Source organism: Kaistia defluvii, assembly GCF_026343955.1.
Classification (GTDB): domain Bacteria; phylum Pseudomonadota; class Alphaproteobacteria; order Rhizobiales; family Kaistiaceae; genus Kaistia; species Kaistia defluvii.
The window spans coordinates 34560-48301 of sequence record NZ_JAPKNI010000014.1 but is presented as its reverse complement, the minus strand read 5'-3'; the positions used below and the strand labels follow the sequence as shown (position 1 = coordinate 48301).

8 protein-coding genes are annotated in these 13742 nt (G+C 66.7%); 2 read left to right on the top strand and 6 right to left on the bottom strand.

The annotated features are described in order from the left end of the window. The first annotated feature begins 258 nt into the window (after positions 1-258). Positions 259-2412, top strand: coding sequence for a M23 family metallopeptidase (locus OSH10_RS22355; RefSeq protein WP_266334890.1), 2154 nt, complete (start codon positions 259-261; stop codon positions 2410-2412). Between the two features lie 277 nt (positions 2413-2689). Continuing rightward, positions 2690-3319: a type B chloramphenicol O-acetyltransferase gene (gene catB / locus OSH10_RS22350; protein ID WP_407660749.1), complete on the top strand. Its 630-nt coding sequence runs from the start codon at positions 2690-2692 to the stop codon at positions 3317-3319. A gap of 102 nt (positions 3320-3421) precedes the next feature. Here the strand turns inward: catB and clpB are convergent, their stop codons facing one another. From clpB to OSH10_RS22320, 6 genes are all read right to left on the bottom strand, one after another. After that, a complete protein-coding gene (gene clpB, locus OSH10_RS22345; protein ID WP_266334886.1) occupies positions 3422-6022 on the bottom strand; it encodes an ATP-dependent chaperone ClpB in 2601 nt (866 codons plus the stop codon). 291 nt (positions 6023-6313) lie between these two features. Next, complete coding sequence (locus OSH10_RS22340) at positions 6314-7609, bottom strand: DUF4167 domain-containing protein (protein ID WP_266334884.1); 1296 nt, start codon at positions 7607-7609, stop codon at positions 6314-6316. A gap of 453 nt (positions 7610-8062) precedes the next feature. Then, a complete protein-coding gene (gene prmC, locus OSH10_RS22335; protein WP_266334882.1) occupies positions 8063-8935 on the bottom strand; it encodes a peptide chain release factor N(5)-glutamine methyltransferase in 873 nt (290 codons plus the stop codon). Continuing rightward, complete coding sequence (prfA, locus tag OSH10_RS22330; RefSeq protein WP_266334880.1) at positions 8932-10002, bottom strand: peptide chain release factor 1; 1071 nt, start codon at positions 10000-10002, stop codon at positions 8932-8934. Before prfA ends, prmC begins: the two co-directional genes overlap by 4 nt. A 5-nt stretch (positions 10003-10007) precedes the next feature. Next, positions 10008-12275, bottom strand: a complete 2268-nt coding sequence (gene ptsP, locus OSH10_RS22325) for a phosphoenolpyruvate--protein phosphotransferase (protein ID WP_266334878.1) — start codon at positions 12273-12275, stop codon at positions 10008-10010. Positions 12276-12438: 163 nt separating this feature from the next. Further along, positions 12439-13692 (bottom strand): aspartate kinase, encoded by a 1254-nt coding sequence (locus tag OSH10_RS22320; RefSeq protein ID WP_266334876.1) that lies wholly within the window; start codon positions 13690-13692, stop codon positions 12439-12441. Between the last annotated feature and the right edge of the window lie 50 nt (positions 13693-13742).

Genomic DNA, 13742 nt, shown 5'->3' with positions numbered 1-13742 from the left:
GGGACCAGGATCGGCCTCAGCCATATTGATGACATGAAAAGGGACGAGTTCAGGAACCTGTCATTGCCGGTGCTGCGTCGGTCGCGCAGCCACCGCGCATGGCCCCCGGCAAGGGCGCCATGCGGGAAAGCCAGAACAGGCGACCGTTCGTTGACTTGAGCCGCCGCGGACGGCAAGTTCCTTCGTCATGCGGGGCAGGCTCCAGGATCAGATGACAGGCGCTACGAAAGCTGCCGGAGACGGGGAGAATACGAAACCGTGAAGGCATCGACGCGCGGCGGCGCGCCAGCAAGAGGAATGCATGGCGCGCGCATCGACCTCGGGCGCGAACCGCCCTTGACGGTCGGCGACACGGGCGAGGGCGTTCCGCATCGGCGCGGCGTCAGCATTCGCTGGCTGACCGGTACCGTGCTCACGGGCTTCACCTCCACCATCCTGATGGGCGGCGCCCTGATGGCGGCCCTGGACGGCCGCCATCAATTGGCGTTCCCGCCGGAAGTCGGCCGCGCCATGCGCGCCTCCGAGGCCGGCGGCGACGTCCCGCTCTCCAATGGCTCCAAGGCCGATCGCATCCGGACCGCGCGCGAGCCGGTCTCCGATCGCCAGGTCGTCCAGGTCTCCACCGTCACCAAGCAGGGGGACCGCGATCTCATCAAGCTGAAGCCCTTCGCCCGCATCGCGACCTCGATCGCAACCACCATCACCGCTCTCAGCGACGACGTGCCGGCCTATGACCCGGCCAAGATCGTCGCCGGCGCGGCCGGCAGCCGCCGCGGCGACAAGAGTGGCGACAACCCGCCCGCGCCTTCCGCCACCGAAAAGCTCGGGGTGGTCGACGACGAAGGCGCCTCCGGCGACGGTGGGGATGATGGCCTGATCATCGACGGCAAAGCCGATGCGGTCGCCGAGGACGCCAGCGGCGACGGGGCCAGTGTCATCGCGGTCGGGACGGAGCAGGAGCAGATCTACGGCGCCAATGTCGAGGGCGAAGTCTCGATCAAGGTCAGCGATTTCCCGATCAACGAGGCGCCGCAGCCGGAGGAGCCGAGCTTCAGCCCCGACGAGGCGGAACAGGTCGCGCGCGCCTCGATCCAGACGACCGTTTCCAACGGCGTCCAGATCGCGGCGATGCCCTATGTCGACCCGGATCGCTTCTCCTTCGACGAAACCGGCACCGATCCGTTCTCGGCGCTCGGCGTGCGCATCGTGCCGGAGAACGTCTCCTTCGTTTCCAAGACCGGCCCGGCCATCCCGTCGGACGAGCGCGTCGCCGTCGTCGAGAAGAAGGAAACGCTGGCCGAGATCCTCGACGAAAGCGGGGTCGCCCAGCCCGACGCCCAGAACATCCTCGCCGCCATGTCCAATCTCATGGACCTTTCGGACCTGCAGGCCGGGCAGAAGGTTCGAATCCTCTTCTCGGCGGAAGGCGAAACGCCGCGGCCGATGCGCGTCTCGATCTATGACGAAGGCTCCCACCAGGCGACCGTCGCGCGCCGCGACGACGATACCTTCGTGCGCGCCGACGAGCCGGAGAGCTCGACCGACGAATTCGAGATGGCGGAGCCCGCGCCGACCGACAACAGCCCGATGCCACGCCTCTACCAGGCGGTCTATGAGACAGCGCTGGAGCAGAAGATCCCGGCGCCGCTGATCACCGAGCTGATCCACATCTTCTCCTATGACGTCGACTTCCAGTCGCGCGTCGCGCCAGGGGATTCGCTCGAGGTCTTCCATTCGCTGCCGGAAGCAGGCGGCGCCGAGGACGACGAGGAAATCCTCTACGCCGCGATCACGCTCGACGGCGCGACCAAGCGCTATTACCGCTACCGTTCGCCCGATGACGGCGTGGTCGACTATTTCGACGAGGAAGGCCGCAGCGCCAAGAAATTCCTGGTTCGCAAGCCGATGAATGGCGGCGTGCTGCGCTCGAATTTCGGCTACCGCAAGCATCCCATCCTTGGCTATACCCGCCTGCATCCCGGCGTCGACTGGGCCGCCCCGCGCGGCACTCCGATCCTGGCCGCCGGCAACGGCACGGTCGAGAAGGCCGGCTGGAGCTCGGGCTATGGCAACTTCACGCTGATCCGCCATACCAACGGCTATGAATCGGCCTATGGCCACCAGTCGGCGATCGCCAAGGGCATCCGCCCCGGGGTCAAGGTGCGGCAGGGCCAGGTCATCGGCTATGTCGGCTCGACCGGCCTGTCGACGGGCCCGCACCTGCACTACGAGGTCCGCATCAACAACAAGCCGGTCGATCCGTTGCGCGTGCGCCTGCCGCGCGGCCGCGTGCTGCAGGGCGACATGCTCCTGGCCTTCAAGCAGGAAAAGACCCGCATCGATACGCTGATCGGCATGCCCGCCAGTTCGAAGGTGGCCGCGATCAATGCCGACGAAGAGGCGACCAACTAGGGCGCCCCGCGGACCGGCGCGGTCTCGCGGCGAGACGAGGAACAGCAGACTGCAGGAGAGCACCGTCGTCGCGACGACGGACTCTCAGGAAAGAGCCGGAGCTTGTCCGGAGAAAGCCCGATGTTACCAGAAAGCGACAGATGACCGCGCCTGCCTGACTGCCGCATCCCGCATGCGGCGGTCGGCTTGTGCCGCCACCCGCCTCGCCCGAGGCAAAGTCCGTTTCTGGGGTGCCCGCTGCGACAGGGTTCGCGGCCGCACCGACATGGGAAAAGCCATGAACTATTTCGAGAGCCCGTTTCTGGGCAAGCCGCTGACCGAACAGGTCACCAACCCCAATATCCAGGTCGGCCGCTACAGCTACTATTCCGGCTATTATCACGGCCATTCCTTTGATGAGTGCGCCCGCTATCTGATGCGCGACCGCAGCGATGTCGACCGGCTGGTCATCGGCAGCTTCTGCTCGATCGGCACCGGCGCGTCCTTCATGATGGCCGGAAACCAGGGGCATCGGAACGACTGGGTCTCGACCTTCCCGTTCTTCTTCGTGCCCGAGGAGCCCGCCTTCGCCGGAGCGGTCAACGCCTACCAGCCCGCCGGCGACACGGTGATCGGCCATGACGTCTGGATCGGGGCCGAGGCCATGATCATGCCGGGCATCCGGATCGGCAATGGCGCGGTGATCGGCAGCCGGGCCCTGGTGACTAGGGATGTCGAGCCCTACGCGATCGTGGGCGGCAATCCGGCGCGTGCGATACGCAAGCGATTCCCCGACGAGGTCATTGCCCTGCTGCAGGAGATGGCCTGGTGGGATTGGCCGATCGAGCAGATCCGCGACGCCATGCCCCTGCTCTGCTCGGGCGATGTCCCAGCGCTGCATCGACACTGGCAGGAACAGATCGCCTGAGCCGCCATCGAATGAAAAAGGCCGCGCCGGATTTCTCCGGCGCGGCCTTCTCCCTGGGGGAAGCGGCCCCTGTCCAAGGACAGGGGCCGGTATCGCTATCGATCAGGCGGCCTGCGAAGCCGTTTCGCCGCGCGGCAGGAACAGGAGCCTGTCCGTGCCGGCCGTGATCTTGATCAGCGAGCCATCGGCGATCTCGCCGGCCAGGATCTTGTCGGCGAGCGGATCCTGCACATAGCGCTGGATCACCCGCTTCAGCGGACGTGCGCCATAGGCCGGATCGTAGCCCTTCTCGGCCAGCCAGCTGCGCGCCGTGTCGTCCAGCTCCAGCGTCACCTTGCGCTCCTCGAGCAGCTTGGCGAGACGACCGAGCTGGATCTCGACGATCCGGCCCATCTCCGTCTTCTTCAGGCGATGGAACAGGATGATGTCGTCGAGCCGGTTCAGGAACTCGGGCCGGAAATGCCCGCGCACCACCGCCATGACCTGCTCGCGCACGCCATCGACATCCTCGTCATCGCGCAGATGCGCCAGATAGTCGGAGCCGAGGTTCGAGGTCATGATGATCAGCGTGTTCTTGAAATCGACCGTGCGACCCTGACCATCGGTCAGGCGCCCGTCATCGAGAACCTGCAGCAGCACGTTGAAGACGTCGGGATGCGCCTTCTCCACCTCGTCGAACAGCACGACCTGATAGGGCCGGCGCCGCACGGCCTCGGTCAGCGCGCCGCCCTCCTCATAGCCGACATATCCCGGAGGAGCGCCGATCAGCCGGGCCACGGAGTGCTTCTCCATGAACTCGGACATGTCGATGCGCACCATCGCCGTCTCGTCGTCGAACAGGAACGAGGCGACCGCCTTGGTCAGCTCCGTCTTGCCGACGCCGGTCGGGCCGAGGAAGAGGAACGAGCCGATCGGCCGGTTCGGATCCTGCAGACCGGCGCGAGCGCGACGAACCGCGGTCGACACCGCATGCACGGCTTCGCTCTGGCCCACGACGCGGCGGCCAAGCTCGTCTTCCATGCGCAGCAGCTTCTCGCGCTCGCCCTGAAGCATCCGGTCGACCGGAATGCCGGTCCAGCGCGAGACGATCTGCGCGATGTGGTCGGGCGTCACCGCTTCTTCCATCATCGTGCTGGTCTGCGCCTGCTCGGCATCGACGAGCTGGCGTTCCAGGGTCGGGATCGTGCCATAGGCAAGCTCGCCGGCCTTGGCCAGATCGCCGGTGCGCTGCGCCTTGTCGAGGTCGCTGCGAGCCTGGTCGAGCTGTTCCTTCAGCTTCTGCGCGACGTTCAGCTTCTGCTTCTCCGCCTGCCAGCGCTGGGTATAGGCCGACGATTCCTCCTCGAGGTCCGTCAGTTCCTTCTCCAGCCGCTCGAGCCGATCCTTCGAGGCCTGGTCGGTCTCCTTCTTCAGCGCCTCCCGCTCGATCTTGAGCTGGATGATGCGCCGGTCGAGCTCGTCGAGCGCCTCCGGCTTGGAATCGACCTGCATGCGCAGTCGCGCGGACGCCTCGTCGACGAGATCGATCGCCTTGTCGGGCAGGAAACGGTCCGTGATGTAGCGGTTCGACAGAGTGGCGGCGGCGACCAGCGCGGAGTCGGTGATCCGCACGCCATGGTGCAGCTCGTACTTCTCCTTGATGCCGCGCAGGATCGAAACCGTGTCCTCGACCGTCGGCTCGCCGACGAAGATCGGCTGGAACCGGCGGGCGAGCGCCGCGTCCTTCTCGACATGCTTGCGGTATTCATCGAGCGTGGTGGCGCCGACGCAGTGCAGTTCGCCGCGCGCGAGAGCCGGCTTCAGCAGGTTGGACGCATCCATCGCGCCATCCGCCTTGCCCGCGCCGACCAGCGTGTGCATTTCGTCGATGAACAGGATGATGCCGCCGGCAGCCGACGTGACTTCCGACAGAACCGCCTTCAGGCGCTCCTCGAACTCGCCGCGATATTTGGCGCCAGCGATCAGCGAGCCCATGTCGAGCGCGAGCAAACGCTTGTCCTTCAGGCTCTCGGGCACGTCGCCATTGACGATCCGCAGCGCCAAGCCTTCGGCGATGGCGGTCTTGCCGACGCCCGGTTCGCCGATCAGCACCGGATTGTTCTTGGTGCGGCGCGACAGCACCTGGATGGTGCGGCGGATCTCGTCGTCCCGGCCGATGACCGGGTCGAGCTTGCCGTCGCGCGCCACCTGGGTGAGGTCGCGGGCATATTTCTTCAGCGCGTCATACTGGCCCTCGGCGCCGGCCGTATCGGCGGTGCGCCCCTGGCGCAGGGCTTCGATCGCGCGGTTGAGGCCGACCGGCGTCACGCCGGCATCCTTGAGGATAGCGGCCGTCTTCGCATCCTTCTCCAGCGCCAGAGCAAGCAGCAGCCGCTCGACGGTGACGAAGCTGTCGCCGGCCTTCTTGGCAAGGTCGGACGCCTGCTGGAAGACCTTGGCGAGCGGCGGTGCCAGATAGAGCTGGCCGGCGCCCCCGCCGGAAACCTTTGGCATGGCTTCCAGCGCCCGCTCCGTCGCGGCGAGCGCCTGACGGGAATTGCCGCCGGAACTGTCGATCAGGCCGCCGGCCAGACCTTCCTCGTCATCGAGCAGAACCTTCAGAAGATGTTCGGGCGTGAACTGCTGGTTGCCACGCGTCATCGCGAGCGTCTGCGCCGACTGGATAAATCCCTGCGCGCGCTCGGAGTAATTCTCAAAATTCATTGTCGCCTCCTGACCCGGTCCCATCGCCCCGAAGGCACGCATGGGCCGCTCTGAATATGGACCTCAGTCCAGCGACAGCCAAGTTCCGGCCTGCCGCCAGTCCGGATATAGTGTTGCCCCACAGCAACAGGAAGGGGCGGAGCGCACAATTTTAGCGAGCTTGTGCCCGTCGGCACGACCGGTCCGACGGCCGGGGTCCCGGCGCGGGAAGACGCATGAATCCGCGTGCCAAAAACAAAAACGCCCGGGCACGAGGCCCGGGCGTTTTCAATCTCTCGAAGGGGAAACGATCTATTCGTCGCCGGCCGGCTCGCTGGCCATCGCCGGCTCGGAGCCGGCCTCGTCCGCGGTGCGGACCCGCGCGCGGGTCGTGCGACGGCGGCGCGGACGGAACTCCTCCTCCTCGGTCGAGGCTGCGCCCTCGATGCCAAGATCGAGCGAGGGCGCCGCTTCGGCGGCAGCGGCGGACGCCGCCGCGGCCCGCTCGGCCTTCGCGGCGCTGCTGCGGGGCGCCCGGGTCGGACGCGGCGCCTCGGCGACGACAGCCTCGGCGACCGGCGCGACGACAGCCGGCTCGGCCTTCACGACCTCGGCGACTTCCGGCGTCACGGGTTCGGACTTGGCGGGCTCGGACTTGGCGGGCTCGGGGCGGATGGCTTCGGGCTTCGCCTGATCGGCCGCGGGATGGAACTGCGCGGCGTCGACGACCGGCTGCGGCGCCGGCTCTCCCGTCACGAAACGGGGAAGCTGCGAACGCTCGTTGCGGTCGCCACGGTCCGAACGGTCGCGGCGCTCGCCACGATCCGCGCGCGGCTGGCGATCGTTCCGTTCCGGACGATCCTGACGCTCGGGGCGATCCTGGCGTTCCGGACGATCCGCACGCGGCTCGTTCCGCTCCGCACGGTCGCCGCGCGGCTCGTTGCGATCGGACCGGTCGTTCCGCTCGGGGCGATCCTGCCGGTCACCGCGATCCTGACGATCGGCCCGCGCCGGCCGCTCATAGCGATCCTGGCGATCCTGGCGGTCCTGGCGCTCCTGACGTTCGGGGCGGTCCTGCTGACGATCGCCGCCTTCGCGAGCCTCGTTCTGGCTGCCGCCATTCTGGCCGTTGGCATAGGACTGCGCGTCGGCCTGGGCGACATTGCCGTCATTGTCGCGCGGGGGCTGGCGGTCGGCCTGCTGGCCGCGTTCCTGATTGTGCGCCTGACCGAAACGCTCGCTGAAGCGATCGTCCTCTTCGTCGAGGCCCTCATCGTCCTGGTCGGAACGGTAGGACGGCTGCGGCTGCTGGGCATTCTGGGGGTTCTGCGCCTGCGCCGCCGCGATGACGCGGAAATAATGCTCGGCATGCTGCAGATAGTTCTCGGCCATGACGCGGTCGCCGGACGACTGGGCGTCGCGCGCCAGCGTCACATACTTCTCCGCGATGTGGAGAGCGGTGCCACGGATTTTGACATCCGGACCATTGCTCTCGAACGAGCGGGTCAGCGGATTGGGGCCTTTGCGGTTGTTGTTATTGTTGTTGTTGCTGTTGTTCCGCCCGCGCATCCGCTTGTTGTTATTGTTGTTCTGCTGTCCTTGTCTCATGAATTTTCTCTTCCGTGACCAACAAGGTCAACCAATCTCATCGACCGAAGCGAAACGCCGGCCGGACAAATCCGTCGATATCGGGCCGCATCGAGCCTCAGCCCGAAACGCCGGAACCGGCGAAGACGATCGTCACTCTTCCGCGGATCGGGCAGCCAAGTGTCCAGACAAAGGACCTTGGGCAACCTGGCCACCGCCGGAGCGGGGCGTCCTGGGAATTCGTGTCGTACCAAGTAGAGATGACGCTCTAGGCACTGAAGCCCGGTCGATCTCCCCCGATCCGACCCTCACGGCCAATCTGGCCCTTACCGCGCCGCTCCCTCGCGAGGCTTGCGCTTCGACGTCAGGGAGTCGCATCAATTCCATCTGCGGTGGCTCGGAAACTAGCTGTTTCGTGGCTGATTTCCAAGCGGATTATTCAATTTCCGGCGCCTGCGCGCATTGGCAGCAGGCTCAGATCGCCCGGTGCAGTTCCACCACCCGGTCATGGCCCGCGAGATCGCGATGGACCTCGACCGTGAGACTGGATTCACCGGCCAGCGAAGCAAGCGCCTCAGCCTGATCGTGGCCGATTTCGAAGAACGCCGCACCGCCGGGATGCATCACCCGGTCCAGATCCGCAAGGATCGCTCTGTAGGCAACGAGACCGTCATCCCCCCCATCCAATGCCAGCATCGGATCGTGGTCTCTGACCTCCCGATCCAGGGTAAGGATGATTCCACTCTCTATATAGGGCGGATTTGAGACGATTACATCCACGGGTCCGGAACACGCCGACCAGGAGCCTCGAACGAACAGGCTGCGATCGGCGAAACCCAGCCGCGCGGCATTGCCGCGCGCCGCACGGGCCGCCTCTTCCGACAGATCGATGCCGAGGCCGATTGCCCTGGGAAGTTCCCTGAGCAGGGCAATCAGGATCGCGCCGGTGCCGGTGCCGATATCGAGCAGGCGCAGCGGCGTGTCGCGGCCATGCGTCCGGTCGATCCAGGCCAGCGTCGCCTCAACCAGGGTCTCGGTGTCCGGGCGCGGCACCAGCGTCGCGTCGGCGAGACGGAAGCTCAGGCCCCAGAATTCCTTTTCGCCGAGGATGCGGGCGACCGGCTCGCCGGTCAGGCGGCGCTCGATCGACGCGTCGATGGCATGGCTCTCCGCTTGGGAAAGCTCCCGGTCGTCCACCAGGATCAGACGGTCCGGCGCGATGCCGAGCGCGCCGGCGACCAGCAGGCGCGCATCCAGCGCCGGCGTCGCATCGGGCCCGAGCCCCGCCGCCAGCCGCGCCGCCGCGGCACGCCGCGCCGAAGCCAGCGTGGCGGCGGGAGGACTCATGAGTCGAGCGCGGCCAGCAGGCCCGCCTGATGCTCGGTGATCAGCGGCTCGATGATCTCGTCGAGCGCCTCGCCCGTGATCACCGCCTCGAGCTTGTAGAGCGTCAGATTGATGCGATGGTCGGTGACCCGGCCCTGCGGGAAGTTGTAGGTGCGGATTCGCTCGGACCGATCGCCGGATCCGACCTGGCCCTTGCGATCGGCGGCGCGTTCGGACGAAAGCCGCTCGCGCTCCATGTCGAACAGACGGGCGCGCAGGATCTGCGTCGCCTGGGCGCGGTTCTGGTGCTGCGACCGGCCGGCCACGACGATGACGGTACCAGTGGGGATGTGCGTGATGCGCACGGCGGTGTCGGTCGTGTTGGCGTGCTGGCCGCCGGCCGACGAAGCGCGGGTCGTGTCGATCTTGATGTCTTCCGGACGGATGTCGATGTCGACATCCTCGGCCTCGGGCAGCACCGCCACCGTCGCCGCCGAGGTATGGATGCGGCCGCTCGCCTCGGTTGCCGGGACGCGCTGCACCCGATGGGCGCCGGATTCGAACTTCAGCCGGGCGAACACGCCCTTGCCGGTCACGTCGGCGATGATTTCCTTGTAGCCGCCCGCCTCGCCCTCGCTCTCCGAGAGAACCTGGATCCGCCAGCCATGCAGCGCGGCATAGCGCTGATACATGCGGAAGAGGTCGCCCGCGAACAGCGCGGCCTCGTCGCCGCCGGTTCCGGCGCGGATTTCGAGGATCGCGCTCTTCTCGTCGGCTGCGTCGCGCGGCAGCAGCAGAACGCGGATCTCCTGCGTCAGGGCTTCGATCTGCGCCTCGAGCGCATCCCGCTCCTCCTCGGCAAGCGCCGCCATTTCCGGATCGCCGGCCAGATCGTCCAGCGCCTCGCGTTCGGCCGCGGTCGCCTTCAGCCGATGGACCGCCTCGACGATATCCTGCAGTTCGGCGCGTTCCTTGGACAATTGCACCAGGGTCGCGCCGTCGCTGGTCGCGGCGAGCTTCTGGTCGATGACCTCGGCGCGGGCGACGAGGTGATTGATCTTTTCCCAGGGAAGCCCGGGCGGCAGCAAGGAGGTCAGATTGGTATGCCTTCGGCTTCGGCGAAGGCGGTCAGCGCCGCGCGGACGCCGTCCTCGCCATCGTCCAGGTCTAGGAGGGGGTCGAGCATCTCGCGCAGCCGCGCCACGTTCAGCGCCAGCAGCATCGCCTTGACCGGGCCGATCGCCGCGGCCGACATCGAAAGCGACCGGAAACCGATGCCCGCCAGCGCCATCGCAGCAAGCGGACGGCTGGCGATCTCGCCGCACAAGGTAACCGGCGTTCCGTGGCGATCGGCCGCTTCGACGATGATGCGAAGCGTGCGCAGGAAATGACGGGAAAGCGGATCGAAACGGCTGGCGACGCGCGTGTTGCCGCGGTCGCTCGCCGTCATGTACTGCAGCAGGTCGTTGGAGCCGACCGAAACGAAATCGACGGCGTTCATCAGCGAGTCGAGCTGGAACAGCAGCGCCGGGACCTCGAGCATCGACCCGAGCAGGATGCGCGATGGCTCCTTGTGGCCATGCCGGCGCAACTGCGCGACCTCGCGCTCCAGCAGGGTGCGGGCGCGGCGGATCTCGCTCACCTCGGTGACCATCGGCAGCATGACGCGCAACTCACGGCCGGCGGCCGCGTGCAACAGCGCCCGCAACTGCATGCGCAGCAAGCCCGGGCGATCCAGGCCAAGCCGGACCGCGCGCCAACCCAGGGCCGGGTTTTCCTCCGGCTGCATCCGCATATAGGGCAGCACCTTGTCGCCGCCGATATCCAGCGTGCGGAAGGTCACCGGCCGGTTGCCGCTTGCCTTCAGCACGGCCTCGTAGAGGGCTGTCTGCTCGTCCATGCGCGGCATGGTCGACGCGACCATGAACTGCAGCTCGGTGCGGAACAGGCCGATCCCCTCCGCCCCTGCCTCGGATAGATGCGGCAGGTCGACGAGCAGGCCGGCATTCATGTTGAGCGAGACGCGATGGCCGTCGGTGGTCACGGCCGGCTTGTTGCGCAGCAGGCGATACTGGGCCTGGCGCTTGGCGCGGAACTTGACCTTCTCGCCATAGGCGGCCTCGACATCGGCCGGCGGGCGGACATGCGCCTCGCCGCTGTCGGCATCCAGGATGATCGGATCGCCATTCTCGACCAGCGAGACGATGTTGGCGGCGTGGCCGATGGTGGCAATGCCGAGCGCGCGCGCGACGATGGTCACGTGGCTGGTCGCCCCGCCCTCCTCCAAGACCAGGCCGCGAACGCGGCTGCGGTCGTAGTCGAGCAGTTCGGCCGCGCCCATGTTGCGCGCGACGATGATGCTGTCCTTGGGCAGCGTGCCGCCATCGGGACCATGCGACTTGCCCATCAGCTCGCGCAGGAGGCGGTTGGCCAGGTCGTCGAAATCATGCAGCCGCTCGCGCAGATACGGATCGGTCTGGCGCTGGAGCCGGGCGCGCGTGTCGCTCTGCACCTTTTCGACGGCGGCTTCGGCCGAAAGCCCGTTCTGGATCGCCTCGTCCATGCGGCGCACCCAGCCGCGGTCATAGGCGAACATGCGATAGGCTTCGAGGATGTCGCGATGCTCGCCGGCCGGCGCGATATCGTCGCGCGAGAGCATGTCATCGACGGACAGGCGCAGATTGGCGATCGACTGCTCGAGCCGCTGGCTTTCCTTGTCGGTGTCCTCGGCGATCAGCTGGGTCACGACAACGCGCGGTTCATGCAGCACGACATGGCCGAGTGCGATGCCGTCCGAGAGCGGCGTGCCCTTCAGCGACAGCGGGCGCTTGACGTCGAGCGAGGTGCCCGGCCGCGCAAGGCCCTGCAGTTCGCCGACCGCGATCATCTCGGCCAGAACCATCGCCGTCGTCTGCAGCGCCTCGACTTCCTCGTCGTGATAGGTGCGGTGCGCGCGGTTCTGCACGACGAGGACGCCGAGCGTACGGCCCGCGCGCAGGATCGGCACGCCGAGGAAGGCGTTGTAGATTTCCTCGCCCGTCTCCGGCAGGTAGGCGAAGGAGGGATGGCTCTGCGCGTCCTGCAGGTTGAGCGGGCGCGCCTCGGAGGCGATCAGGCCGACAAGGCCCTGCCCGACACGCAGGCCGGCATGGTGGACCGCCGAGCGGTTGAGACCCTCGGTCGCATAGAGCTCGAGCACGTCATCGGCGCGCAGGACATAAACCGAGCACACCTCGGCCACCATGTTGGCCGCGATCTGGGCTACGATCTTGTCGAGCCGGTCTTGCGCGCTGATCGGCTCCGCCATGATTTCGCGCAGGCGACGGAGCAGGACGCGCGGCCCGGCGAGTGACCCCCGCATGGTCCGCCTTCCGCAATTTGAGAGCTTTGACGGGTTCCGACCACCGAAATCCGTCTCGGAAAGCCGGCCGATTCGGCCGGTTCCCCGCATGCTTCCTACCTAGTCGTGGCACGAGTTAGGCAGAAGGTACAATGCTGTTTCGTCGGGTCGGAGAGCCTGTTGATCAGGCAGCATCCAGCCCGTAGAGCGAATGCAGCGTCCGTACGGCCAGCTCGGTATAGGCCGCGTCAATCAGGATCGAAATCTTGATTTCCGACGTCGTGATCGCGCGGATGTTGATGCCCTTGCCGGCGAGCGCCTTGAAGGCGGAGGCCGCGACGCCGGCATGGCTTCGCATGCCGATGCCGATCACCGAGACCTTGGTCAGGTCGCGCGAGCCCTGCACGCTGGTATAGCCGATCGAATCGCGCGCTTCCGCCAGCACCTTCCAGGCCCGGTCGAAATCGGTATTCGGCACGGTGAAGGTCATGTCGGTGGTCGTGCCGTCTTCCGAGACGTTCTGCACGATCATGTCGACATTGATGTTGGCTTCGGCCAGCGGCACGAACACCGCGGCGGCGACGCCGGGTTTGTCGGCGACTTCGCGCAGCGAGATCTGAGCCTCGTCCTTGGCATAGGCGATGCCGGTAACAACCTGCTTTTCCACGATCTCGTCCTCGTCGCAAATGAGGGTGCCTGGGGGATTGTTGGGATCGGCGAGGCCCGGATCTTCCGGGTCGACGAAGCTGGACCGCACGAAGGTCCGCACACCATGCACCATAGCCAGTTCGACGGACCGTACCTGCAGCACTTTCGCGCCCAGCGACGCCATCTCGAGCATTTCTTCATGCGAGACGCGGTCGAGGCGCTTGGCCTTCGGGACCATCCGGGGATCGGTCGTGTAGACGCCATCGACGTCCGTATAGATGTCGCAGCGATCCGCCTTGATCGCGGCGGCGATCGCCACCGCGCTGGTGTCGGAACCGCCGCGGCCGAGCGTGGCGATGCGGTTGTCCGGGCCAAGGCCCTGGAAACCGGCGACCACGGCGACCTGGCCCTGCTCCAGTCGCTCGATCAGCCTCGAACCGTCAATGTCGACGATGCGCGCGGCGCCATGGGCGCCATCGGTGCGGATCGGGATCTGCCAGCCCTGCCAGGAGCGGGCGTTGATGCCCATTTCCTGCAGCGCGATCGCCAGCAGGCCGGACGTCACCTGCTCGCCGGAAGCGACGACGGCGTCATATTCGCGCGCATCGTGCATCGGTGCCGCGGCGCGCGTCCAGCTGACGAGTTCGTTGGTCTTGCCGGACATCGCCGAAACCACGACGGCGACCTGGAATCCGGCATCGACTTCGCGTTTGACGTGACGAGCCACAATGCGGATGCGATCGATATCGGCGACGGAGGTTCCGCCGAACTTCATCACCAGCCGGGCCATCAGCAACCTTTGAAGGGCAGTTTCCGCAGAAGCTGCGGAAGAGATTGAAG

Coding starts and splice junctions, on each gene's coding strand:
- prmC (WP_266334882.1), bottom strand. CDS start 8,935: ATGAGTCCTCCCGCCGCCACGCTGGCTTCGGCGCGGCGTGCCGCGGCG.
- OSH10_RS22320 (WP_266334876.1), bottom strand. CDS start 13,692: ATGGCCCGGCTGGTGATGAAGTTCGGCGGAACCTCCGTCGCCGATATC.
- catB (WP_407660749.1), top strand. CDS start 2,690: ATGAACTATTTCGAGAGCCCGTTTCTGGGCAAGCCGCTGACCGAACAG.
- clpB (WP_266334886.1), bottom strand. CDS start 6,022: ATGAATTTTGAGAATTACTCCGAGCGCGCGCAGGGATTTATCCAGTCG.
- ptsP (WP_266334878.1), bottom strand. CDS start 12,275: ATGCGGGGGTCACTCGCCGGGCCGCGCGTCCTGCTCCGTCGCCTGCGC.
- OSH10_RS22340 (WP_266334884.1), bottom strand. CDS start 7,609: ATGAGACAAGGACAGCAGAACAACAATAACAACAAGCGGATGCGCGGG.